Origin of the sequence: Frankia sp. CeD (assembly GCF_000732115.1) — a bacterium.
GTDB classification, from domain to species: Bacteria; Actinomycetota; Actinomycetes; order Frankiales; family Frankiaceae; genus Frankia; species Frankia casuarinae.
In genome coordinates this window covers 128,139-153,268 of record NZ_JPGU01000005.1, presented here as the reverse complement: position 1 = coordinate 153,268, position 25,130 = coordinate 128,139, and the positions used below count along the sequence as shown (strand labels likewise).

The following is a 25,130-nucleotide window of genomic DNA, read 5'->3' as shown; positions in this document are numbered from 1 at the left end:
GGGCGTGGTGTCGTGGGGCGTGATGTTGTGGGGTGTGATGTTGTGGACCGTGGTGTTGTGGGGCCCGGTGTCCCGTCACCCCACCCGGACGCCCGGCCGCTCGTGACGGTGGGACTACCCGTCTTCAACGGGGAGAACTTCCTGGCTCGGGCGCTGGAGTCGATCGTCGTGCAGGACTACCCGAATCTTCAGATCGTCGTCGCCGACAACGGCAGCACCGACCGAACCGAGCAGATCTGCCGGGAATTCGTCCGCCGGGATCCGCGGATCGAGTACCACCGGAGTCCGGTGAACCGCGGCGCGGCCTGGAACTACAACCGGATCGTCCACCTCGCCGCGGGAACCTACTTCAAGTGGGCCGCCCATGACGACCTCTGCGCCCCCGCGTTCGTCAGCCGGTGCGTCGAGGCCCTGACTGCCGCGTCGTCCGCCGCCGTCCTGGCCTACCCCAAAACGGCGCTCATCGACCTGAACGATACGGTGACCGGTGGCTTCGAGGATGGGATGAACCTGTGTGAGCCGACGCCGCACGAGCGTCTGCGACACTTCCTGTCGACCCGTACGGAATACCATCCGGTATTCGGCGTCATACGGGCAGAAGCGCTCCTGAAGACGGATCTCATCGGAAAGTACGTCGGTTCAGACGTGGTTCTCCTGGCGCAGCTCGCCCTGGGCGGCCAGTTTGTCGAGGTGCCCGAACGCCTGTTTCTCAGGCGTTTCCACGAGAATACTTCTATGAATGCCAACCCAGATGCCGCGGAACGCGCTCTGTGGTTTGACCCGCACCGGCGGGCGCCGTCGCTGCCGATGGTGGAGAAGACCATCAGGATGGTTCACGTGATCCTGTCCCACGACCGGCTCGACCGGGCCGAGCGGGCTCGCTGCCTGGCGGTTCTGGGGCGGCAGTGGGCATTGCCCCATGCTCGGCACATGGGTGGCGAGGTACGCGCGGCATTCGGGACCCGAATCGGGACCCGAATCGGGACACGAATCGCCGCGAAGTTCCCCTCCCAGCGGTCCAGGTAGCGCGGCGACACGCGGGTCGGCCTGCATATCGGCGCGGCGCAGGGCGACTACATTGAATCGGTCCAGGCTGATGATGGGATCGGTTCAGGTGCATGAATCCTTGGAGCCCCGAATGACAGAACCTTCCGGTCATGGTGCGGACCAGGCCTCGCCGTCNGCGTCGTCGGCTTACCGGGGGAGTCCGACATGGACATCGTGACGGTCTCCAGAACGGCGTTCCGCCGATGGTATGTCATGCTTCCGATCCTGCTCGCCACGGCGGCCGCAATCGGGATCACGATGTCTGTCGCCAAGCCCGTCTACCAGACGAAGGCCATGGTCNTCGTGGTCGGCCCGTCGGTGGAGCAGAAGCTCGCCGCATCCTCCTCCGGTTCCGGGTTTATCCTGCAGCCCGTCAACCCGCTTTCCTACTTCGGCGATTCGCTCAAGTCGCTGGCTCTCACGGAGTCGAAGATCATGGACTCTCGCCAGGTACGGGAGGAGATCCGTTCGGCTGGATTCCATGGTGACTACGAGATCTCGGTGCAACCGGAGACGGTATTCCTCGACATAACGGCCACGGCCGCCGATCCCACCGAGGCCACTCGCACCCTGGATCAGGTGGTACGTGTGATCACCGCGAAGTCGAACGGCCTGCAGTCTGCTGTGCCGCCGGACCAGCGTTACCGGATAGCGCCGCTGTCCGAGCCGCCGCTGATGAGCGTGCGGCCCGCCCGCAGCCTCAAGCTGCTTGGCACCGTCGCGTTCCTCGGCGTAGCGGCGGCGCTGGGGCTGGCGCTTGCCGTCGACGCCGAGGTCGGGCGCCGGGCCCGGTCACGGTCACGGGCGGAGCATTACGGTGCCGCCCGGGCAGGCGCCAGCCGCGGCCGGGGTCGGCGCGGACGGCACGCACTGCCCGAAGATTCCATGGCGGGCACTCGACGGGTCGCCTGGCGGTTCGAGGCGAATCGGTGAGAGGCGAACCGGTGATCAGCGGGCTGGTGGCCGGATGACCGCCGGCTCTCTCGTCGGCCGGGCGGCGCCGGGGGTCGGGCCGTTCGGTACCGGCCAGGCACCCGGCGTCGCCGGGCCGGTGCTCGCCGCGGTCGCGTTCGGATCCGCCACCGTAGCGGCGGCGATGGTGCTCGGGCCGGTCGGGCCGGCCGTGGTGCTGGCCGTCCCGGCCGTGGCGGTACCCCTGCTGGCGAGTCGGCGGGACGCGGTGACGCTGCTGACATCGATNGTCTTCGTTCTCTTTGCCGTGCCGGCGACCTACCGGCTCCCCCCGCTGGGGAAGCTGACCGTGCCCGTCGGCCTCTGCTGTCTTGCCGGCTGGCTGGTTCACCAGGCCGCACGACGTGCCCGCTTCGACCCGGTGTTCCAGCCGGTGCGGGCCGCGACGCTGGTACTCGTATGGGTTCTCACGCTCAGTTTCGCGATGATGTTCACCCGCGTGGTGGAGGCGACAGAGGTCAGCTCCGCTCATCGCAGTCTCGTGACGGTGGTGGCACAGGCCGGGGTGACGCTGTTGGCCGCCGATGCGATCCGGTGCCGGACCCGGCTGGACAGCCTGCTGCGCCGGGTGGTGCTGGGCGCCACCTTCATGGCCGCCATCGGCGGGATCGAGTTTNTNACCGGNCGTAACTACAGCGCCGTCCTGGTCCCCCCNNNACTGTCGCTCAGTCCGGACGTCGATCGCATTGACGTCCGGTCCGGCTTCGAGCGGGTCGCCGCGACGGCCGTGCATCCGATCGAGTTCGGGGTTGTCCTGGCCGTGGTGTTGCCGTTGGCCCTGCACTACGCCATTGCCGCCCGCGGGTGGGCGCGGGTCGGTGCCTGGGCCCAGGTCGCCGTCATCGGGGCCGTCCTGCCGATGAGCGTCTCGCGAAGCACCGCCGTGAGCCTCGCCGTGGCGATCCTGACCCTGACGGCGATCTGGCCGGTTCGCCGCCGCCTCAACGGCCTGCTGGCGCTGGCCGGGTCCGTCCTCGTCCTGCACACGGTGTTTCCCGGTCTGATCGAGGCGACCGTCTCGCTGTTCCTGCGGGCCGACGCGGACCCCAGCGTGACCGGCCGCACCGAGGACTATGCCCCGGTCTGGAAGTTGTTCACGCAAAGGCCGCTCCTCGGCCGTGGGCTGGGCACGTTCACCCCCCACCAGTACTTCTACCTTGACAATCAGCTACTCGGCTCGGTGCTGGAGACCGGAGTCGTCGGGACAACCGTGCTGCTGGTCTGGGTCGCCGTCGGTCTCTCGGTGGCCCGTGGGGCGCGGCGGTGGGCCCGGGAACAGCGTGACCGGGAGCTCGGCCAGGCGTTGACGGCCTCGATCCTCGCCGGGGTCGCCAGTTTCCTCACCTTCGACGCCCTGAGCTTCGCGTTGCTCGCCGGCCTGCTGTTCCTGCTCATCGGCTGCGCCGGAGCACTCTGGCGGATGACCGCCGCACCGGCGGTCCTGGCCCCCGGGGGGCAGCGGTGACCCAGCCGGCCGTGACCCAGCCGGCCGTGACCCAGCCGGCCGTGACCCAGCCGGCCGTGACCCGGTCGGCCGCCCCGTCGGGGGCGAGGGAGACCGTGGCGGAACCGTCGCCGCCCCGTCGGGCGCCGCGCGGTTCGATGGCCAGCGGCGCCCGGTGGATGTCGGTGAACCAGGTTGTCGTGCAGGTCACCCGCCTGCTGGTCCAGGTCGTCCTGGCGCACCTGCTCGAACCGCGGGCGTTCGGTCTCATGACGATGGCGCTGGTCATCNTGATGTTCCTCGAAATTCTGCGGGGTTTCGGGACCGGCATGGCGGTCGTCCAACGAGACAAGATCAGCGAGCGGCTGCTCAGCAGCGTCTTTTTCCTCAATATCGGGCTTGGTCTGGTCATCTCGGGCCTGCTGGCGTTGCTGGCGCCCGGCCTGGCCAGCCTGTACGGCGACTCGGCGCTGACGCCCGTGCTCCAGGTCCTGGGCCTCGGCCTGCTGCTCGCCAGCCTCGGTGACCTGCAACAGTGGCTGCTCCGCCGGGAGATGAAGTTCGGTGCCGTCGCCGCGGCGAACATCATCGGGACGGCGGCCAACGCGGCCTGCTCGATCGTGCTCGCTCTGCTGGGCTACCAGGTGTGGTCACTGGTCATCGGCTATCTGGTCGGATTCGGGGTCACCACCCTCGTCGCGTGGCTGCAGTCGCCGTGGCGTCCCAGGGCCTCGTTCAGCCCCGCCGAGGTCAGGTCCGTGCTGCGTTTCAGCGCCAACCTGAGCGGGTTCAGCGTCTTCAACTTCTTTCTGCTGCACGGCGACAAGGTGATTGTCGGGCATTTCCTCGGAGCCCAGCAGTTGGGCTACTATGGCCTGGCGCAGCGGGTGCTCATGTATCCGGTGAGCACTGTTTCCACGGCGTTTCAGGAAGTCATGTTCGCCGGTCTTTCCCGGCTCCAGAACGATCACTCCGCGATCCGCCGGGTCTATTTCCGGTCATGCGCGGTCGCCGCTCTGGTCTGTTTTCCGGTCATGGCTGGACTCACTGTCGTCGCGCGCGACGTCGTCCTGGTCGTGCTCGGCGCGCGCTGGGAACGGCTGGTGCCGCTCATCTGGCTGCTCNCCCCGATCGGCGGCATCCAGTCGGTGAGTTTCAGCGTCGGAGTCCTCTACAACGTGAAGGGAAGAACCGACCTGCTGCTGCGCTGGGGAATCTTCTCCGGCCTGCTGATGCTCGGCAGCTACTTCGCCGGCCTGCCGTGGGGAATCAACGGGGTCGCGGCGGCGTACGCCATCGTGATCGTCCTCCTGCTGCCGCCCGGCTTCGCGATTCCCTTCAGCCTGGTGGACGCGAAGCCGCGCGAGCTGGTCACCGCGGTCTGGCCGCACGTCGTGGCGACCGCGGGGACCGTCGCCGTGATGGCCGCCGTCCAGTGGCTCACCCACGGGTTCCGGCTCGCCCGCCCGGTGTGCCTGTTGGCGAGCGTGCTGGCTGGTGCCGCGACCTACGTCGTGATCACGTGGAGGCAACGTCCACCCGCGTTGGCGGACCTACTGCAGTGCGTCCGGCGCGCGAGCGCCGGCTCGGGGCAGCCTGCTTCGGCGTCGTCGCGCAGAGACGGCGCGCTGGGCCCGACGGCTCACGGGTGAACCCGATGGCTCAACGGTGAAGGAGCTCACTCTTATGAAAGACGCCCCCACGGCGGATCAGCGGGACGTGGTGCTGGCCCTGCCGATCGAGACGCTCCAGGACATGGCGATCAGGGCGTACATGCGTCCTCCCGATCGTCTCCTGCTAACCCTGCTGCGATCGCCCCGGGTCCGGCGCGTGGTGGTGGCCGAGCCGTTCCGGAGCCATCTCGGTACGGTGCTGCGGGGCGGCCGGAGCACCGTCCTGCCACCGTCCGGTGGCGTTGAGGGGCATCTGGTGTCGCCGCAGCGGTGGCGCCGCAAGGACCCGGTGACGCTGCCGTCGCTGCGGGCGGCCTATCGGCGGTATGACAGGAGGCTCGGCCGGGCCGCGGCCCGAGCCGGCTGTAAACGACCCGTCGTGATCACCATGTATCCGCCGCTGGCGGGCTTTGCCGACATGTCCTGGGCCGGCTCGGTCATGTACTACGCCCGGGACGACTGGGCGACCTACCCACCGCTACGGCGGTGGCATCCGGCCTTCCGGCATGCCTACGAGGAGATCCGGCGCCGGCGGCTGCCGGTCATCGCGGTGTCCAGGCCGCTGCTGGAACGCCTCCATCCCACCGGTGCCGGGCTGGTCGTGCACAACGGTGTCGATCCGGCCGAGTGGCTGCGCCCGCCGTCCCCGCCGGACTGGCTCCGGCGCCTCCCGCGGCCGTGGTGCGTGTATGCGGGCACCGTCGACACTCGCCTCGATCTGGACATGATTCGCCGCCTGGCGTCGGCCGGCACCGTGATTCTGGCCGGCCCCATCCCGGACGAGGCCTCCGTCCGGTCGCTGCGGTTGCTGCGGTCGGTGCGGTTGCCTGGGCATCTGCCCCGGCCGGCCGTGACCGGTCTGATCGCCGCGGCCGACGTGTGCCTGCTCACCCACCGGAGCACTCCGTTGACCGAGGCCATGGACCCCATCAAGATCTACGAATATCTGGCGGCCGGGCGTCCCGTCCTCGCCACGGACCTCGCCCCGGTTCGGGGCATCGGGCGGCGGGTCCGGCTGCTGCGCCCGGGGGACGATCCGGTGGCGGCGATGAACGAGGTCCTGATCTGGCCGGCCGTCACGGAGGCTGACCGGCTGGATTTCGTCGCGGACAACAGCTGGTCCGCTCGGCACGTCGCCTTCCTGGACTTCGTCCTTGGCCCGGCCGCGCCGGCCGAATCCCGTCTTCTGGCGGTGCAGGCGTAGACCGGCTGGCGGTCCTCGCTCGGGTCTGCGGACCCGCGAAAAGAGCCGGTATGGCGCGGCCTCCGGCTCAGTGGGATATCCCTGGAAGGATTCGATGGCTCGCGCTGAGTTGACCAATCGACGCCGGTATGTCCTGATTGGATCCGTGGCGATGCTTGCGGTGCTGGTGGCGGGCGGTGGGCTGCTGGTCGCCCTTCGCTCGAGAGGCGGGCCCGCGCGGACGGCGGGCGCACCGGCCCCCGCCACTGTCCCGGCCGGGGNTTCACCGGATGGCGCTGCCGCGACCCGCGGCCTACCAGGGGACGACCAGGCCGCGGCCCGAGGATGCGACCGCAAGCCGGACGCCTCGAACACCGGCCCCGCGCCCGGATCCCGGTTCCAGCCGATGCCCGCCGGGAAACTGGCCACTCCCGGACAGGTACTGGAGAACAAGGAGTTCTCCGGACTCATCGACATCTACGCCGACAACGTGACGATAAGAAACTCGATCGTCCACGATGGCATCCGCGTGCGCGGAAGCCACGTGCTGATCGATCACGTGGCGACAAGTGGGATTGCGATCAGCGGTGGCACCGGTCACGTCATCCAGTACAGCAATCTTTCCGGTGGCGACGACGGCTTCCACATCTCGTCCACGCTCGAACCGGTTTCCGGCGTCATCATCCGCCATAACTACGTCCACGACCGAAGGCCGCCGAAAGGGGCCCACACCGACGGCATCCAGGTCCGCGGCGTCCGGAAACTGAGTGTGGTGTGCAACAACATCGACCTCTCCCCGTACGACAAGACCCAGACAGCCGTCGTCTTTCTGGAGTGGGCGAACGGAGGCAACCGTGACGTGGTCGTCGACCACAATTGGTTGAACGCCGGCGGAACGACGCTCGTGGTCGCCGCCAAGAATCTCCGCGTGACGGACAACCGTTTCGGCCGCGGCTTCCGCTGGAATGTCTGCCGGCTGGGCAACGACGATGCCGGTAGGAGCACTTTCTTCAGTGCCGGGAATGTCTGGGCGGACAACGGCCGGCCGGTGGTCCTGTGTGGCCAGACCCGATGACCTGTGTGGCCGGACCCGATGTGTGGCCGGACCCGAAGTAAGGTCAGGGACACGACGTCGACGTTGACGGTGCCGGGCTGCCTCCGCGGCTGCTGCCGTCACGCTCCCACGTGCCGAGGTCCCCGCGACGCACCTTCCGGCGGGCGAGCACCTTCGCCACGGTGGAGACCGCGAGGTACGCCGGCGCCGCGCCGAGCAGGCGGGGCTCGGCGCGGACCNCCCTGAGCCAGTCCACGGACCCGCCGACGATGCCACGACCATCCTTCGTGGAACCGCCCGCGGGCGCCAGCCCGAGGGCGCGCAGTTGGGCGTTGCCGGCGAAAACCCGGCTCTTTTGTCGAACGAGGTCGCGTGCGGTCCGGGCCGGATGTACGACGAAACAGGTGCCGTCGACCGTGGATCGCTCATCCGGTGCGAACCGGTGATAGAGGAAGAAGTCATCCGCGATTGCGTCCGGGAAACGATCGAAACAGGCCCGGCCCTGCTCGCTCACTCCGATGACCCCACCGATTCGGCCGTTGCGCACATAGGGCAGCCGCAGCCAGATGCGGTAGTAGTCGCGTACTACACGGCTCGTGCCGGCAAGACGGATTGTCAGGTGCGGTGATGCGGCCAGTGCCGGGCCGGTCCGCAGCACGTCGGCCACCTGTAGCAGGTCGGCGCCGGACACCTCCAGGTCGGCGTCCACATAGAATCGCGGGAAGGTGGTGACCTCGGCGTCGCCAAGGTTCAGCGCGGCCGCCTTGCCGGCCTTCGCGGTCTCCACGCAGCGGACACCTCGGTCGCGGACCCGACGGGCGGTCTCGTCGGAGCAGCCGTTGGCGACCACGACGATCTCCAGGTCCTCGGGGGCGGCGCCGTCGGCGAGCCGGTCAAGGCAGCGGCCGATCACGGCCGCCTCGTTATAGGCCGGAATGACGACGCTTGCGCGCGCATGCTTATAGTGCGCCGGGGTGGCGGGGGTTTTTCCGCTCACCCGGTCGGCGCGATCTGACTGTTGCATGACAAAATCCACGGTCTGATCACCCCAGGCCGGCGCCGGCCCGCGCGACGCAGTCGTATTCAGGTAGGCGGGCGGCACACACGGTAGACCATCGTGACCGGACCGGGCGCGTGCGTGGGGACCCGACGACACTTCCCGTGGTGACGCCCGGCGCTGGCGATGAGAACTCTCGTGAACTACCAGAACTTAGGTGGACTAATGGTCGAATGTAATCTTGCGCTTCACTACAGCGGCGGCCTTGACGCGAACAAGTGGCGCGAGCGTCACGGTCGCGGCGAGGTTCCGGACGCTCNTCCGTATGGGTTCGATCGGTTGGCGCGCTATTCAGTGAAAGTCTCTCCGGTTAGCTTGCGGGTATCCCGGGACGCGTTCTTCGTTCGTGGTCCGCGTATTTTCGGCGGCTATGAGTGGGTGGAGACCGCGGCCTCCCGCCGAACGGTCGGTGGCTCGGACGTCGTCTTGTGCTGGGACGAGCGGGTCGGGGTCCCGGCGGCGCTGATGGCGGGAACGCGAAACCATCCCCCCGTCGTGACCGGCGTGATCTGGCTGGCCGATGTCGCCGGTCGACGGCCCGGCTCGCTGAAGATCGCCCGTTGTGCCCTGCGAAGGTCCAGCCGGATATTTACGCTTTCCACCGCCCAGATTCCGCCGCTCCGAACGCAGCTGGGCATTCCTGAAGGACGTTTCTCGCACGTCCTGTTCGGGGTCGACTCCACATTTTTCCGGACCTCTGTCAACCCTCCGAAGAAAGGGCTCGTGGTGAGTGTCGGAAATGATCGGCACCGCGACTTCGAAACGTTGATCCGCGGCCTGTCCCAGGGGTGGAGCAGGCTGGCGGAGCTGAGGCTGGCGGAGCTGAGACTCGAGCTGGTGACAGCCCGAAACGTGGCCGTGCCACCGTGGCTCGGCCGGCGTCGGAACCGTCTTACTCTTCCCGAGGTGAGCGATCTGTACAGGGCCGCGTCGATGGTGGTCGTCTGCCTCCGGCCCAATCTTCACGTGAGCGGCGTAACCGTCGTGCTGGAGGCGATGGCCAGTGGTCGTCCCGTCGTGGTGACCGATACCCCCGGCATCCGGGACTACGTCGATCACGGCCGTACCGGGATTCTCGTTCCGCCCTACGACACCGATGCGCTCGCTGAAGCGGTCGTGCATCTGGTGCTCGACCCGGACCGGGCGGCCGCGCTCGGTGCGGCCGCCCGCCTGGACGTCGAGCATCGCCTGAACACGGAAGCTCAGGCCCGCCGGTTCGCGACTTTGTTGAGAGAGCTCTAGCCCAGCCCGGAAAACGGAGAATCCGTGGTCAGGAGAAATACCGACAGATGGGCGTTCGGGACCGGCCGGGGTCCTCGGGCACCGACGGTTTCCTCGGTCGTGGTCGGACACCGGCATGTTTGAATGACGGTGTGGTTTCCGCTGCGTCGTCACCGCCGGCCGGTGAGCGGGGGTCATCCGGTCCCCCGCCGGGGGCGGGCCGGGCTGCGCGCCACCGGCGGGGNCGAGCGGGGNGNCGCCGGCTCATCGTGATGCTGTTNGCGGTGTTCCTGGCAGGTTTCACCGCGCTTACCCTTCGGCTGTTCGTATTCCCCGCCGCCGACGTGCCCGTCCAGGCGGACGCCATCGTCATGTTGGCGGGTCCGGGGGACAGAACCGGCAAGGCGATCGAGTTGGCCCGTACCGGTTACGCTCCCGTCCTCGTGATGTCCACCCCAGGGACGCGGGGGTGCTCGGCCCACGAGGCACCGAAGGCGGAGGTGATCTGCTTTTCTCCGCACCCGGTGACCACGCGGGGCGAGGCGCGGGCAGTCGCTGAGCTCGCCGCCCGACATGGCTGGACCAGGATCCTCTTCGTCACCGGCCGCGCGCAGGACACCCGCGCCCGCATCCGCATCAGCCGCTGCTTCCACGGTGATCTGCGGGTCACTGTGGTCGGTCCGCGTCGCCTCCGGGAATGGCCTTATGCGATCGCCTACGAGTGGGGCGCCCTCGCCAAGGCGCTGATCTGGCAGCGAAGCTGCTGACCCCGAGGAGCAGACCAGGAGACCGGGTGGGAATACTGGCCCACGTTGCGAGGATCCGGAATACGCCAGAAACGCCCGCCGGCCTGCGGTCGGATAACCAACCGAACGACAACCCGTCGTCTAGGGTGAGGCAGGAACTGGCGGCCGGGGCCAGCCGGCACGATTCGCGTTACGGCCGATGGCCGGACCACCACTGCCGACACAGATTACCTGGGTCACAGATTACCTGGGTCTGGAGAGGGAAATGGGCGTCGACGTCTCGATCCTGATCGTCTCGTACAACACCGGCGCGATGACGGCGGCATGCCTGGAGTCCTGTGCGGCCACGTCCGACGGCCTCGCGACCGAGATGATCGTCCTGGATAACGCCTCCACGGACGACTCCGTCTCGATCATCCGTGATCGGTTTCCCAGCGTGAACCTGATCGAGCAGAGGACGAACCTCGGCTTCGGTCGGGCGGTCAACCTCGCGGCTTCCCAGGCGAAGGGGGAGTACCTGCTCCTCCTCAACCCCGACACGGTGGTGCTCCCCGGCGCGGTCGCGAACCTGCTGGACTTTGCGCGGGCCAACCCTAGGCACGGCATCTACGGCGGTCGCACCCTCGGTCCAGACCACACCGTCGACCCCAGGTCGTGCTGGGCTGTTCCGACCGTCTGGAGCCATGTGTGCTTCGGCCTCGGACTGTCCACCGCCTTCCGGCGTTCGGCCCTGTTCGATCCCGAATCGATGGGACCGTGGCCTCGCGACACGGTTCGGACCGTGGGGGTGGTGACGGGCTGCCTGCTGCTCATCCCACGCGCGCTGTTCGAGCAGCTCGGTGGCTTCGACTCCCGTTTCTTCATGTACGGCGAGGACGTCGACCTGTCGATCCGGGCCCGCCGGGCCGGCCTGGATCCCGTGATCACACCCGCCGCGGTCGTGGTTCACCATGGCGGTGCGTCCTCCGCCGGATGGGCGGACAAGCACGTGCTGGTGATGACGGGCAAGGTGACATTGGCGCGGACCCATTGGACCGGGTGGCGCCGGACGGTGTGTCTGGCGATGCTGGTCCTCGGGGTGGCGCTGCGGGCGGCCCTCGCCACGGTAATCGGCCGGCCGGCCGGCACCGGGAGCGGCGGCTGGCGCGTCGTATGGACCCGGCGGGCCGACTGGCGGGCCNGCTATCCNCCCCTTCCGCCNGCCTAGAATGCGCCGGACCGCCGCAGCACGGCGCTAACAGTCCGGGCGATGATGGCGAGGTCGAGCATGATCGACCAATTCTCTACGTAGTAGAGGTCGAGTCGCACCCCGTCCCGCCAGGGCAGTTCTGAACGCCCATTCACCTGCCACAGTCCGGTCAGGCCGGGCTTGACCTTGAATCGACGGTGGACGGAGTCGTGATATTGAGCGACCTCTGCCGGCAGCGGCGGCCGCGGCCCCACCAGCGACATCTCGCCGCGGAGGACGTTGACGAGTTGCGGCAGCTCGTCGATCGACAGGTGCCGTAGCGTTCGTCCGACCCGAGTGACGCGGGGGTCGTCGCGAATTTTGAAAAGTGGTCCGTCGGCCTCGTTGCGCTCCTCCAGCGCTGCCCGGCGCCGTTCGGCATCCACGTACATCGTCCGGAACTTGAGGATCTGGAACTCGCGGCCGTCCTTACCCACCCGGGTCTGGCGAAACCATGCCGGTCCGGTGCTGTCAACCTGGATGGTCAACGCGACGAGAAGCAGCAGCGGGGACAGGGTAACGAGGGCCACGGCGGCAAGGACCCGGTCGAAGATGTCTTTGGCCACCTTTCGCCAACCGGTATAGACCGGGCTCTCCACGTGTAGCAGGGGGAGACCGGCGATCGGCCGCAGGGATACCCGCGGCCCGGCGATTCCGGCCATGCTCGACGCGATGACAAGATCGACACCGGTCCCCTCGAGGTCCCAGGCGATCCGCTTGGCGGCTTCGATGTTGACCGCCACGGACGAGGCGACCACCACCGTGTCGGCCATGGCGCGGGCGACGGTGGACCGCAGCGCCGGCAGGGCGCCGAGGACGGGAAAGGGAGAATAATCGGCCGAGTAGTCGTCCTGCCGGGGTAGACATGCGCCGACGATCTCGNATCCGGCTGCGGGTTCATATCGGAGCTCGCTGACGAGTTCGGCCACCGTGCTACGGTCGCCGACGACGACGACCCGGTGGCGGGCACGGCCGGCCCGCCGAGCCGCCACCAGCCGTCGGCGGGCGAGCATCCGACCGGTAATCAGCAGCAGTAGCCCCAGCGGCAGGACCACCAGACAGAACCCGCGAGCGACTTCTGCGCGCAGGACGTAGGAGAGGATCGCCGTCGTGCCCCACAGTCGGAATGTCGCGACGCTGATCCGCCGGTATTCCTCGGTTCCGATGCCCAGATATTTCGTCTGATAGGTGTCGGCGGCGCCGAGCATGGCGATCCAGCCCAGTCCGATACCTATCGCGACGGAAAGATATGACGCCCCGTGGACGGTTGGGTTCGCATTCATGCCGAACCGGAGGAGATAGGAACAGGTAAGCGCGACCGTGATTGCCGTGGCATCGATGATGAAGATTCTGGCGGTCAGCCTGACCTTCCACTCCGGCGGCCCGGCTGCCGGCGGCTCTGGTTGCCGTTGTCGCGGAATAGCCGGGACGGTCGTGTCCCGGGGCGTGGCCGCCACCGACGAGAGCACCGCGGGGTCCTCGTCCCGCCCCCCGGTCGAGTCAGACACCTCGGGCCTTCGTCGTGCGGTGTCCCCGGCCTTGGCCATATTGGTTGTTCTCCGCTCCATCGGATGGCAGTGGGTGTTCATAGTTGCTGCTGGATTGGACCTGGAACGATCCTTCTTCCGTAGCCAGCGAAGGTGAGCCAGTCGGTGAGCAGCCCCAGCGACCCGCCGGTCGTGGCGAACGTACGCACCTCAGTGGTCGCGCGTCCAGAACCCCGTCTGGACACCTCGTCTGAACGTGTATCGCTGCCGCGACCGTGTCCCGGTGAACGCATCCGCTGGCCATGCCCCGACCGGCCGGGGAAACGGTTGAGCCGCCGGTTGCGTGCCATCCGCCGCCGGCGATGAGGAAATATCCCGACCCCCGTCGGCGACACGCCAGCATCCCGGGTTTCCAGAGCTATCAACATCCATTATCTAGAGTCACGGCGCGTGACGAGCGCGTGGTCGGAAGCTCGGCAGGACGAAATTCCACCGTGGTCCACCGACTATCCAGGTCTGTCCAGGGGGGCGTCCTTGTCTGGTTCGGGTGATTCGCCATCGGTAAGTGTGGTGATTCCGGCGCTCAACGAGGCGCGGAATCTGCGGGAAGTATTCGGCCGACTTCCGGTGGACGCCGAANTAATCCTGGTGGACGGGAACTCCACCGATGACACCGTCCGACTGGCCCGCGAGCTACGCCCCGACGTGGTCGTCGTCCGCCAGACCCGATACGGCAAGGGCAACGCCATGGCCTGCGGCTTTGCCGTGGCATCGGGGGACATCGTGGTCACGCTCGACGCCGACGGCTCGGCCGACCCGGCCGAGATACCCTCCTTCGTCGCGGCCCTCGTCCAGGGCGCCGACTTCGTCAAGGGAACCCGATTCGCCCACCGTGGCGGCAGCAACGACATTACCCTGCTGCGTACTCTTGGAAATCTCTTCTTCTGTCATCTGGTCAACCTGCTCTTCCACCGCCGGTTCACCGACCTGTGCTACGGCTACAACGCATTCCGGCGAGATTGTCTGCCGATGCTCGGGCTGATGCCGGGAGAAACCGACGGCATTCGGCGGCATGGCGACGGCTTCGAGATCGAAACCTTGATCACCCTCCGTGCGACCAAGGCCTGCCTGCGGGTCACCGAGGTCGGCAGCTTTGAGCACAAGCGCCTTCACGGCGCGAGCAACCTGAATGCGGGCCGGGATGGTATGCGCGTCCTGCGGACCATCCTCGTCGAATGGTCGGAAAACCTTACCGCCCGGTCACGAAACCGCGCCAGGTGGGACGGCATGCTGCTCAGCAGTCCCGGTCAACCGGTATCGACCATCGTCAGCCAGCGACGTCCGGGCGACCTTCCCCATGGCCGGCGCAGGACAACCGGCGCGACGGAATACGCGTGATGACCCCCCCGGCCGGCCCGCGGCTCTCGGTGGTCATCTGTGCCTATACCGAACGGCGCCGGCACGATCTGCAGCGCGCGGTGACCAGCATCGCCGAACAGACCAGGAAGGCCGACCAGCTGATCCTCGTCATCGACCACAATGACCGGTTGCGCCGGTGGGCCGAGGCTGCGTACCCCGGTGCCACCGTGATCCCCAACACCGGCCGCCGTGGCCTGTCCGGTGCCCGCAACTGCGGCGTCGGGGCCGCCACCGGCGACGTGGTCGCCTTCCTGGACGACGACGCCCACGCCGAGCCGGACTGGCTGGCCCAGTTGGCCGCCCACTACACCGNCCCCCGGGTCGCCGGGGTCGGCGGTGCCGCCATGCCGGTGTGGCCGCACCGCCGACCCCGCTGGTTCCCCCCCGAGTTCGACTGGGTGGTCGGATGCAGCTACGTCGGGCTGCCGACCGACACGGCTGCGGTCCGTAACCCGATCGGAGCGGGGATGTCGTTCCGGCGGGCCGTGTTCGATCGCGTCGGCGGGTTCACCGAGGGGCTTGGGCGGGNCGGCACCACACCGCTGGGCTGCGAGGAAACCGAGTTCGGTATCCGCCTTCAGGCGATCCTCCCGGACGCTGTCGTCCGCTACGAGCCACGGGCACGGGTCTGGCACCAGGTAACCGGCGACCGGGCCTCCCTGCGGTACTTCCTGGCACGCTGCCATGCCGAAGGCCTGTCCAAGGCCGCGGTAGCCGACCGGGCCGGGGCGGACGCGGCGCTCGCCACCGAACGGCAGTACCTGAGGCGGACGCTGCCCCGAGCACTGGCTCGTGACCGCCACAGCCTGGGCACCTGGCCGCGAGCCGGGGCCGTGCTGGTCGGCACCGGGTCCACGGCCATCGGCTACGCACGCGGCCGGCTACGCCTCGCCGCCGGCCGGCGTGACACGCCACGTCAGCCGATCCCGTCGGAGGTAGCTGTGATCCCGATTCTGCTGTACCACTCGGTGACCGATTATCCGGTGGCGAGCTATCGACGTTGGACGGTCGATACCGCAACCTTTGTCCGCCATCTCACCCTCATTGCCGGTTCCGGCCGGGTACCGCTGACGGTGTCCGAGTATGTCGAACGGAGGCGGCACCAGACCCTGCCTCCGCGACCGGTCCTCATCACCTTCGACGACGGATTCGCCGACAACCTGGCCGCCGCTCGTGAGGTCGTCGCGCACGGGCTCACCGCGACCTGCTACGTCGTCACCGACTGGATCGGCCAGGTCGGCATGCTGCGCGGCGCCGACCTGCGGACCCTGGCCGGCCTCGGGGTCGAGATCGGTGGTCACAGCCACACCCATCCCCGGCTCGACGAGCTTCGCCCCGACGAGGCGCGCCGGGAGATCAGCGACTGCAACGCCCGGTTGACCGCTGCGATCGGCGCACCGGTGGGCTCCTTCGCCTACCCCCACGGCAATTACGACCATGCCGTTCGGCGGCTCGTCGGGCAGGCCGGCTTCACGTCCGCCTGCGGGGTGCGCAACATGATGTCGCACGGCGCCGACGACCCGTTCGCCCTTGCCCGACTGACCGTGACGGTCGACACCCCGGACCGGCNGATCAGGGCGTGGCTGGACGGGGCCGGCCGCGCGGCCCCCGCTCGGGAGTTGCTGCGTACGCGGGGCAGCCGGCTCTCCCGTCGAACGAGGGCTCGGCTCCTCGGCCCGCGTCTACCCTACCGACCAATCGTCACCGATCTGCCCGTACCAGCCGATCTGCCCGTACCAGCCGTCCCGGCGGCGTTCGGGGAGGTGCGGCCGTGACCACCACGCCGCCGGCCATGATGCTGCCGGGCGACGGTCCGATCGCGCTGCACGAGGTAGAACTGTCCGCGCCGCTTCCGGTGCTCACCGGTGACGGGCCGGCACAGGTGCTGGTCCGGCTGCACGGCCGTCCCCTGGGGGTGGTCGCTGCGACGCTGTCCCCGGCCGGCCTGCGCCCGGACCAGCTCGCCGGCCGGGTCATGGACAGACTCGGGCCGGACGTGGCCGCCCACCTGACCGCGGACGGGCTCGCGGTTCCCGAAACGGTCCCGATCGACGGAGTTGTGACGTCAGACGTCTGCCGGCCGGTGCTCCCCGCCGAGCTCGCCGGGACCGTCGTCGTGACAAGCTGCGTCGCCTCCCCCTCGCTGGCGGCCACGCTCGCGGGAATCCTGGCGCAGTCCGTGCCAGCGCAGGAAATCATCGTGGTCGACAACCGGCCGCGCACGAGCGGCATCCGCGAACAGCTCAGTCGGATGGCCGGCGAGGTGCGCTACGTCGCCGAGCCAGAGAGGGGGCTTTCCCGGGCCCGCAACGCCGGACTGGCCGCCGCGACCACACCGGTGGTCGTCTTCACCGACGACGACGTCGAGGTCGACCCGCGCTGGTTGGAGTTCCTCCTGTCCGGGTTCGCCGCCGGCTCGGGTGTCGTCGACGAGACGGTGGGGTGCGTCACCGGGCTGATCCGGCCACTGGAGCTCTCAACCCCGGCGCAGGTGTGGTTCGAGCAGTTCGGCGGCTTCGGCAAGGGCTTCGTCGGACGCCGGTTCGACCGCACCGAAAATCGATCAGGCGACCTGCTCTATCCCTATACCGCGGGCGTGTTCGGCAGCGGCGCGAACAGCGCTTTCCGGACTGATACGCTGCGTCAGCTTGGTGGTTTCGACGAATTTCTCGGCACGGGCACCGCGGCCCGCGGTGGCGAGGATCTCGACATCTTCCTGTCCGTGGTGCGCAGTGGCCACGTCCTGGTCTACGAGCCGGCCGCGCTGATCCGCCACCTGCACAAGCGGACCACTGTCGAACTGCGGCGCCAGATGTACGACTACGGGGCCGGCCTCGGGGCGATGGTCACCAAACGCATCGCGACTCAACCCGCCGAACGCCTCCAGATCGCCCGTCTCGTCCCCGGCGGCCTGCATCATCTTCTCCACCCACGCAGCAGCAAGAACGCCGGCAAATCCCGTGACTATCCCCGGTCCCTGACCTTGATCGAGTTGGTCGGTGTGGCCCGAGGGCCGGTCGGCTATGCCGCCAGCCGGGCCCTCGCCCGGCGCCGGCAGCGCGATCTTCCTCATGACCACGCACCGACTCCCGGTGCTCCCCCCGCCCCCTTTCCCAGGGCGCCCATCCCCGAACCGCGGATCTCCACCGTGACCACTGGAGCGCAACCATGAGCAGCGTGTACGCCCGCCGAACAACGCAGGCGGCGCTCGTGGCGGTAACCGTGATGCTCGCCTTTNTTNTGGTCTGCCGAACAGATTCTCCGGTACGGGTCCTGCTCGCCGTCCCCGCCGCCTTCCTCCTTCCCGGGGCCGCCGTGCTGGCCAGGCTCCCGGTCGACGGGACGGCGGCATGGATCGGGCTTGCCGTCGCCATCAGCCTTGCCGTCGACGTCCTGACCAGCATGCTCATGGTCTGGTCGGGATGGTGGCACCCAGCCGTGATGCAGTCCGTCGTGGGACTTGCCTGCTGCGCGGTCCTCATCCACAGCCTGCGCGCGGAGCTGCGCGCCCAGCCGCGCGCCCGGCCGCGCGCTGACGGGAAGGTGCGAGGGCGTTGACCGGCAGACCGCTGCTTCCGCCGGAGATACCGGATCCCCGGCTCGGCCAGAACGCGGCTTCCCAGCCCCACGCCGCGGCTGCCCGGGCCCGCCTGCGCTCGGTCCGTCAAAGACGGCCCGAGGACCCCGGAATCCGGCGGCCGGCGCGGTTGTCAGGCCCCTTCGCGACGGGCCTTCGCTGGCTGTTTCCGCTGGCGGTCGGCATCACCCTCTGGGGGCTGTCACTGCGGTGGATCCACGTCGAGAACCTCACCGACTACGGTCTCCCGCCGGCACTGCCCATCGCCTGGTACGTCGGCCTGGGCGTGCTCCTGCTCGGCGCTGTCGGCGCCGTCGGGCGGGCCCGCTTCCAGCCGTTCATCGCGGNGGCCTACCTGCTTGCCTGCATTCTCGTGCTCTACGGCACCCTTCCGCTCATCCTGGACGTTCCGCACTACCCCTGGGTGTACAAGCACATCGGCGTGGTCCGCTATATCGAGCAGCATGGCGGCGTCGACATCGACATCGATATCTACCACCGATGGCCCGGCTTCTTCGCCGGTACCGCGGTCTTCGGCTCGCTTGCCGGCCGACCCAACCCGATCGCCTTCGCCGCCTGGACCGAGGTCTTCTTCACCGGCATCGACGCCCTTCTCGTCTGGGCGGCCACCAGGACGCTGCTTCGCGAGCCACGGATCGCTGCGGGCGCGGCACTGGTCTTCGTCGTGACGAACTGGGTCGGGCAGGACTATTTCGCCCCCCAGGCCCTCAGCCGGACGCTGGCCCTCGCCCTGTACCTGGTGCTCCTGCGGCAACTCCGCACCGGCGCGCCGAGGGCCATCCTGCGGCGGACCGTGCGGTCCGCCGGAGTCCACAGCAGAAGGCCGCCGCTGCGCTTCGCCGCCCCGCCAGGCCCAACCTGGCCGCTGCCGGTGGCGGTCGGCGTCGTGCTGCTCCTGGACGGGGCGGTGGTGGTCAGCCACCAGTTGACCCCGTACCTGCTCCTCCTCGGAGTCGGTGCGCTGACCGCGGCCGGGCTTGTGCGGCCGCGGTGGGTGGTGGTCGCCATGGCCGGTCTGACGATCGCCTATCTGATCCCGCACTTCGCCTATGTTCAGGATCATTTCGGGGTCTTCAGCAGTCCCGACCCGTTCGCGAACGCCCGGTCAGAGGAGCCGCCGCTTCCTTCGTCGGGGAAGCTGGCCAAAACCACCGGACTGATCCTGACCGGCACGGTCTGGGCGCTGGCCGGAGTCGGCGGGCTGCGCCGGCTGCACCGCGGTGACGGCCGGGTGCTCCCGCTCATCCTGCTGAGCATCGCACCGGGCGTCATCCTGTTCGGGCAGAGCTACGGCGGTGAAAGCATCCTGCGGGCGATTCTGTTCTCCCTGCCCTGGTGCGCGCCGTTGGTGTGCTGCGCCGTCGCGCCGATGACCGGGCGGTGGCGACGGCGGCACGTCCTGGCGGGCTGCGGCGGGATTCTCCTCCTCGCCACGCTCTTCATGCCCGCCTTCTTCGGGAAGACGGAACTGAATCTCATGAACGCCGACGAGGTCCAGGCCGGTGATTATCTGTACGCGCACGCCCGGCCCGGGTCGGTGGCCGTGCTGACCGGGGCCACCTTCCCGAGCCGCTACGGGGCTCGATATCCCGAGGTGGACGATGTCCTGATCACCGACACCTTCGGCGAGCGCGCAATCAGGCCATCGACGGTGAATGCCGTGGCCGACTTCATCGGAACGTACCCGGGACGGGGTTACCTCGTTTTCTCGACGGCACAGGAGGTGTATGACCGTGTATACCGGACGGCGACCGCCGGTGCGCTGCGGGCGGTGGAGACGGCCGTCCGCTCCTCGCCGCGGTTCCGCCTCTGGTACGCGACCCGGAACACCCGTATCTACGAACTCGCCGGATAGCACCTGGACCCTGCCGCGGCCCCGTTCGCCGCGGACTCTGCCGCTATCGGCGAACGGGGCCGCCGGCCAGAGCGGTGCCCAGAGCGGTGCGCTGTACCGCAACGGCATGGCGTTGGCGATGAGCGGCGGCCTCTCGTCGTTGGTGGGCAGCCTCTACTGGGTGCTGGCCGCCCGGCAGGCCGACCGGCCGTCGGTCGGCGAGGCCACCGCCCTCATTTCGGCCCTCACCGGTCTGTCCTACCTGTGCCAGCTGGGCCTGGGGGGCGCATTGACCGCCTTCCTGCCGCAGGCGGGGGGCCAGGCGCGCCGCCTGGTCGTCGGCGCCTACGCCGGCGCGGCCGGCCTCAGCCTGCTGGTCGGTTTGAGTTTTGCCTTGCTGGCCGCCCGGATGAGCCCGGCTCTCGCAGTTCTCCAGTCACCCCGGATCGCCCTCTTCTTCGCCATCTCGGTGGCGATCTGGTCGCTGTTCGCACTGCAGGACAACGTCTTCACTGGCCTGCGGAAGGCGGTCGTCGTACCGATCGAGAACACCGCTTACAGCGTCGTCAAGCTCATTCTGCTCGTCACCTTCGGTGGCGGGGTGAGCGGACTGGCATTGTTCACCTCCTGGGTGATGCCCGCGGCGGTAGCCGTCATACCGGCGTCGGTCATGCTGCTGGTGTGGCTGCGACCCGCCGGACGTGCGCCAAGCCCACCCGGGCTGGCCGCGGACTTCCGAAAATACCTGGCCGGCGACTCGCTGGCGGAGCTGGTGTCCCAGCTCAGCACGACGCTCCTGCCGATGATTGTCATCGCCCGGATCGGGGCGACGGAAGGGGCCGCGTTCGGAATCAGTTGGTTGATCATATGCACGGTCGACGAAATCCCCTGGAGCCTCGGGACCTCGCTCACGGTCGAAGGCGCGCAGCCCGGCGCCGACTCTCGCCGCCTCCAACGGGCGATGCTGCGCCGCATTCTCCCGATTGTTATCGGAATCGTCCTCGCCCTCATCGTCGCCGCGCCGCTTGTACTGGCTCTCTTCGGCCCCTCCTACCGGGCCGACGCGACCACTGTGCTTCGACTGCTGCTGTTGGGCTCGGTCGCCCGCACAGTCGTCATCCTGGAGCTGTGCACGGCCCGCGCGCAGCGGAGGGCCGGGTGGCTCGTGTGTATCGAGGCGCTGCTGGCGGTGCTGGTGCTGCCCAGTCTCTGGCTGCTGGGTGGGAGCCTGGGACTGGCGGGGGTNGNNNTGGNCTGGTTNNNNTCACAGACCGCGACCGCGTGTGTGGTGCTCGCCGCGGGTCGAACCGGCGATGACCAGGTCGACTCGCCACCCTACCGCGGCTTCTCCGCCCGCCCACAGGTCAGCACCGGAAAGCGCGCGTCCTGAACATCGAGATCCTTGCGACTGACGTCGCCGACTGCCAGACCCAACAACGCCGAGACACCGGCCAGGACGTTTCCGAAACCCTCCACCGTGGCCTCGATCCCGACTCGGGCGAGTTCGGCGCGAAGACCCGGCGGCGTCCAGCGCCACTTGTCGTCGGCCCCGTCGTCCACGTCAATACGTCCCAGTGCCGGAACCGAGATCAACAGGACGCCGTTCGGTCGAAGCGACCGCCACAGATTCTCCAGACAGCAGCCCGGAGAGGTGTACTGAAGGACCTGAGTGAGAATCACACAGTCGAACTCGGCGGCGGGCAGACTGTCCGCGACATCGAGGTCGACATGAAGATCGGCATGATGGTTCGTCTTATCCCGGTCGATGATCGTAATCCGACCCGGAGTTCCGAACCGCGAGCTGTATTCCGCGTTTTTGACCTCCAGTACATGCCCCCGGATATCGTTGGCATGCCGACTGATCCACTGTTCGATATAGTGCCGGTCGACCGGCAGCCCGCGGTCCCATCCGTAACGGTCGCTGAACGGCCTGACCCGTTTCATGTTCCCCCACGACACCCGGCGCCCAGGCGCGTTCCGCAGCGTCCAGTACGCCATCTGCCGCACCACTTGCGGCGATCGCCGGTAGTAGCCGAGAGCCCACTCCGGCGGGAATCTCTCCCGCTCGACCGCCGGGTTCCCCGCCCTGGGCCTGTCACGTTGCATCACGTCACGCGTCACAGCCTTTCCGGTCGTCGTCACCGCCAGGCGGCCGTTTGCCGCTCCCGGGCGTAGAGCAACGGTCCGGCGGCGTAGCCGGCGAACTCCCGCAGCAGGGCACCCTTCGGGGCCTGGACCCGCCCGTCGAGCCGCTGGCTCGTCGCATGGCCGATGCGGGCCATCCCACGCAGGCCTCGTGGGATGCGACGTACCACCTCACCCCGGGTCGACCGCTGGAGAAGCAGCTTGGCCAGGAAGGCCGTGAAACCGGAGCCGTAGCCGAACATCTGAGCGAGCAGCGCCGCGTCGTCGGCGCGGTGGTGATGCCAGACGAAGGCGGCTGGTTCGTACGCGATCGCTCGGCCCGCCCGCAACATGCGCACGAAGAGATCGAGGTCCTCGCCGCCCCGGCTCCTGGTGCCCGCTCCCAACGCCTCGTCGAAGCCACCCAGGTCCCGCAGGAACGCGACGTCGAACCCGACATTCGCGCCGGTGCCGACGAAACCTATATAGGGGTACAGCGGACCGTGCCGCTCGTTGTCGGCGAGGTCGAAAAGCACCGGCTCGCAGCGGGTGGACCAGTACGACGCCCGGGCGTCGAAGTAGACTTCGGCCGCGCTCACGATGCTCGCCGTGCAGACGAGTCCCGTGACGCACGCAACGTCCGGCCGGCGCCGGAAACCCCGAACCAGCCCGTCGATCCAGCCGGGGTCAACCGAGACGTCGTCGTCGGTATAGGCGACGTACACCCCCCGCGCCAGCGCGAGCCCGCGGTTGCGGGCGCGGGAGAGACCCGGGCGTGGTTCGGGGACATAGCGGAATCGTTCGTCGGTGGCCGAAAACGAGTCGACGACCCGCTTCGTGGCGTCGCTCGACGGGGCATTGTCCACGATGAGGAACTCGACGGCCGGATAGGTGACCTCCGTGAGTCGACGCAGGCAGTTGGCCAGGATCTCACTGCGGTCTCTGGTGGCGACGACGACGGAGACGAGATCCGTGGAATCGAGATCGGTGGATTGAACCTTGTTCNGGCAGGCCTCGGTGGCCGCGGCAGGCCTGGTGCGGGCGTCGAGGCGCTCGAGCGGGCGGAGACCCTCGCCGACCAGGTGATCGTTGATGCGCCCGCCGAACTCCGACCAGACCCTGCCGAGCAGCTCATCGACGTCGATGCCGGTGGCCGTCCTGGCGGCCGCCGCGTAGCCGAGCGGCTCACCGTGCAGCAGGGCGAGGACCCGCGCACGTCGCTGACGGTCGCGTGGCGGCACGACCGAGCGCACGACGCCCCCGGCCGACACCTCGAGCTCACAGCACCAGATACCCTCGTCGGCCGCGGCTGGGCCGGCCGGGGACTCCCGATTCCCGTGCAGGTTCATCCGACGCTCCTCGCCTCGTGATCTTCGGCCTCGTGATCTTTGGTGTGTCCGCGGATCGTCCGTTGGACCGGGAGAACTCGACGCAATGCCCCACCCAGTTCCCGCNCGATGTCGGGACGGATGTCGGGACGTCGGTAAACCTGCGATCTGCGCACCGTCTCGACGAGCGCATCAACGCGGGTATGGCGCTCCACCTCGATCCTGGGCAGGGCATAGCGGCCCTGAGCCGTGGGGAAGGCGCGCCGAGTTTGCAGCGCGAACGCCGCGTCGTATCCCGCCTTCTTCACCATCATGCGCACGCGCGCGTCATGTTCCCCGTAGGGATAGGCGAACAGGCGTGGCACGGGCAGCCCGATGGCCGCGAGGTCGCCGCGCGCCGCGGAAAGATCGTCCCACAGGCCGGCCCCACTCATCCTCGTCAACTGCCCGTGAGTGCGGGAGTGCGCCGCCACTTCCCAGCCTTCCTGGTGAAGGGCACGCAGCCGGCTCGCGTCGAGGAGCGGCAGCCTGGCGGCGCCGTTCACCGNANCCCNCCTNTNCNAACCGCCGATCTCTTTCGTGACCACGAAAACCGTCGCGGGAATACCAAGTTCCCGAAGGACGGGCACGGCGTGTTCGAACAGACTCGAATAGGCGTCGTCGAAGGTGAGGACCAGCGACTGATGCCGGGCGGGCCGGCCGTCGAGATGATGCAGGAGTTCATCGACCCCGACGAAGGTGAAGCCGGCGCCCAGCAGGGCTGTCAGCTGGGCCCGGAACTGTGGCGGGGGNACCGCATACCTACTCAGCAGGGGATCCGACACGTCCTCTATCGCATGATAGGCAAGGATCCGCAGGCCAACGTCCGGTGCGTGCAGGAGACCGCCGCGCTGGTGGGTTCCCNGCCAGTAGGAGCAGTCGCGTAGTCCCAGGAACATCCATCTGGTGGACCGGTCCACCTTCCCGGCGCTGACTCTTCCGAGCACGAGACCCGCCGGGACGCGGGACGCCCAGGGCGGTGCCGCCGCCGCGGCCCTGGTGAGGCTTCCTCTGATCGTCTTCCCGCCATGCTGGGCAAAGAGCAGGTCACCGAGACCCGGATGTTTTCGGGAAAGCGCGGCATCGGCCTGCCCGGCCTGCGTCCACTGCCTCAGGTGCGCCTCGGGCGAAACGACGTAACGCTGGTAGGAGACGGCGTCGGCGGCGAATCGAACCCGCGCACCGCTCTGCAGCAGCCGGTAGAGGAAGTCGGTGTCCTCACCGCCGAAGCTGCCGCCGGCGGTAAAACCCGTGTCGAAACCGCCGAGCCTGGCGAAGGTCGACGCCCGCATCGACACCTGCCCGGAGAGCAGGTCCGCGACGGTCAGCCGCCCGTCCGACCGCAGCAGCCTCCGGCGGCGTGCCCGGGCCCACCGGTCGACTCCGTAGGTGAGCACCGTAGGAGGCGAGGCGGGGTGCATCGGGATGTGGCCGACCACGGCGTCGGCGCCGGCGGCGAGAAGCCGCTCATGCTCGACGAGGAGCCGCCGGTCCGCCGCCATGTCGTCGTCGAGAAAGAGGATGAACTCGCCGAGCGCGCCCGCGGCGCCACGGTTTCTCGCTGCGGCCGCGCCCGCGTTCTCCTGCCACAGGATTCGCTTGGAGAACGGCAGAGAGACAGCCTGGAGAGCCTTCTTAGTGCCATCCGTGGAACCGTCGACGACGACGNTNNNTTC

The 25,130-nt window shown here is 68.5% G+C and carries 16 protein-coding genes and 1 pseudogene (1 of these 17 only partly in view); 12 read left to right on the top strand and 5 right to left on the bottom strand.

Annotated features, from left to right (window positions below; translation table 11 throughout):
- Positions 1 to 102: 102 nt before the first annotated feature.
- From CED_RS05660 to CED_RS05635, 6 genes are all read left to right on the top strand, one after another.
- The gene (locus tag CED_RS05660; RefSeq protein WP_235186904.1) at positions 103 to 1,026 is read left to right on the top strand and encodes a glycosyltransferase family A protein; all 924 of its coding nucleotides are present in this window, start codon (positions 103 to 105) and stop codon (positions 1,024 to 1,026) included.
- 186 nt (positions 1,027 to 1,212) lie between these two features.
- Positions 1,213 to 1,980, top strand: a complete 768-nt coding sequence (locus CED_RS05655) for a Wzz/FepE/Etk N-terminal domain-containing protein (RefSeq protein WP_035908972.1) — start codon at positions 1,213 to 1,215, stop codon at positions 1,978 to 1,980.
- Between the two features lie 34 nt (positions 1,981 to 2,014).
- On the top strand, positions 2,015 to 3,484 hold the full coding sequence (locus CED_RS05650; RefSeq protein ID WP_035908970.1) for an O-antigen ligase: 1,470 nt from the start codon (positions 2,015 to 2,017) through the stop codon (positions 3,482 to 3,484).
- The gene (locus CED_RS05645; protein WP_235186903.1) at positions 3,481 to 5,115 is read left to right on the top strand and encodes a lipopolysaccharide biosynthesis protein; all 1,635 of its coding nucleotides are present in this window, start codon (positions 3,481 to 3,483) and stop codon (positions 5,113 to 5,115) included. Before CED_RS05650 ends, CED_RS05645 begins: the two co-directional genes overlap by 4 nt.
- A 34-nt stretch (positions 5,116 to 5,149) precedes the next feature.
- Complete coding sequence (locus CED_RS05640) at positions 5,150 to 6,340, top strand: glycosyltransferase (RefSeq protein WP_011436010.1); 1,191 nt, start codon at positions 5,150 to 5,152, stop codon at positions 6,338 to 6,340.
- Between the two features lie 151 nt (positions 6,341 to 6,491).
- Complete coding sequence (locus tag CED_RS05635; protein WP_235186913.1) at positions 6,492 to 7,394, top strand: right-handed parallel beta-helix repeat-containing protein; 903 nt, start codon at positions 6,492 to 6,494, stop codon at positions 7,392 to 7,394.
- 43 nt (positions 7,395 to 7,437) lie between these two features.
- Here CED_RS05635 and CED_RS05630 read toward each other — a convergent pair whose 3' ends face one another.
- Complete coding sequence (locus tag CED_RS05630) at positions 7,438 to 8,397, bottom strand: glycosyltransferase family 2 protein (RefSeq protein WP_235186902.1); 960 nt, start codon at positions 8,395 to 8,397, stop codon at positions 7,438 to 7,440.
- A gap of 159 nt (positions 8,398 to 8,556) precedes the next feature.
- Between CED_RS05630 and CED_RS05625 the strand changes: the two genes are divergently transcribed.
- The 3 genes from CED_RS05625 to CED_RS05615 all read left to right on the top strand — a co-directional run bounded on the left by CED_RS05625 (position 8,557) and on the right by CED_RS05615 (position 11,604).
- Positions 8,557 to 9,672: a glycosyltransferase family 4 protein gene (locus CED_RS05625; protein WP_369807791.1), complete on the top strand. Its 1,116-nt coding sequence runs from the start codon at positions 8,557 to 8,559 to the stop codon at positions 9,670 to 9,672.
- A gap of 263 nt (positions 9,673 to 9,935) precedes the next feature.
- A complete protein-coding gene (locus CED_RS05620) occupies positions 9,936 to 10,418 on the top strand; it encodes a YdcF family protein (protein WP_152569700.1) in 483 nt (160 codons plus the stop codon).
- 244 nt (positions 10,419 to 10,662) lie between these two features.
- A complete protein-coding gene (locus CED_RS05615; RefSeq protein WP_035908963.1) occupies positions 10,663 to 11,604 on the top strand; it encodes a glycosyltransferase family 2 protein in 942 nt (313 codons plus the stop codon).
- Here the strand turns inward: CED_RS05615 and CED_RS05610 are convergent.
- Positions 11,601 to 13,133 carry a sugar transferase gene (locus CED_RS05610; protein WP_235186901.1) on the bottom strand — a complete coding sequence of 511 codons (1,533 nt, stop codon included), beginning with the start codon at positions 13,131 to 13,133 and terminating at the stop codon, positions 11,601 to 11,603. The genes CED_RS05615 and CED_RS05610 overlap by 4 nt on opposite strands.
- Positions 13,134 to 13,646: 513 nt before the next feature.
- Between CED_RS05610 and CED_RS05605 the strand changes: the two genes are divergently transcribed.
- The 3 genes from CED_RS05605 (at position 13,647) to CED_RS05595 (ending at position 17,703) form a co-directional block, all read left to right on the top strand.
- The gene (locus CED_RS05605; RefSeq protein WP_035908960.1) at positions 13,647 to 14,510 is read left to right on the top strand and encodes a glycosyltransferase family 2 protein; all 864 of its coding nucleotides are present in this window, start codon (positions 13,647 to 13,649) and stop codon (positions 14,508 to 14,510) included.
- Complete coding sequence (locus CED_RS21825; RefSeq protein ID WP_063613405.1) at positions 14,510 to 16,306, top strand: glycosyltransferase; 1,797 nt, start codon at positions 14,510 to 14,512, stop codon at positions 16,304 to 16,306. Before CED_RS05605 ends, CED_RS21825 begins: the two co-directional genes overlap by 1 nt.
- A complete protein-coding gene (locus tag CED_RS05595; protein ID WP_011436020.1) occupies positions 16,303 to 17,703 on the top strand; it encodes a glycosyltransferase family 2 protein in 1,401 nt (466 codons plus the stop codon). Before CED_RS21825 ends, CED_RS05595 begins: the two co-directional genes overlap by 4 nt.
- A 3,595-nt stretch (positions 17,704 to 21,298) precedes the next feature.
- Here the strand turns inward: CED_RS05595 and CED_RS05575 are convergent.
- From CED_RS05575 to CED_RS21365, 3 genes and pseudogenes are all read right to left on the bottom strand, one after another.
- The gene (locus CED_RS05575; protein ID WP_108913738.1) at positions 21,299 to 22,084 is read right to left on the bottom strand and encodes a bifunctional 2-polyprenyl-6-hydroxyphenol methylase/3-demethylubiquinol 3-O-methyltransferase UbiG; all 786 of its coding nucleotides are present in this window, start codon (positions 22,082 to 22,084) and stop codon (positions 21,299 to 21,301) included.
- A gap of 17 nt (positions 22,085 to 22,101) precedes the next feature.
- Entirely contained in the window at positions 22,102 to 23,436 is a 1,335-nt protein-coding gene (locus CED_RS05570; RefSeq protein ID WP_035908954.1) for a glycosyltransferase family 2 protein, read from the bottom strand.
- A pseudogene (locus CED_RS21365) lies at positions 23,433 to 25,130 on the bottom strand (polysaccharide deacetylase family protein) (it continues 78 nt past the right edge of the window). The gene CED_RS05570 and the pseudogene CED_RS21365 overlap by 4 nt, the downstream one beginning before the upstream one ends.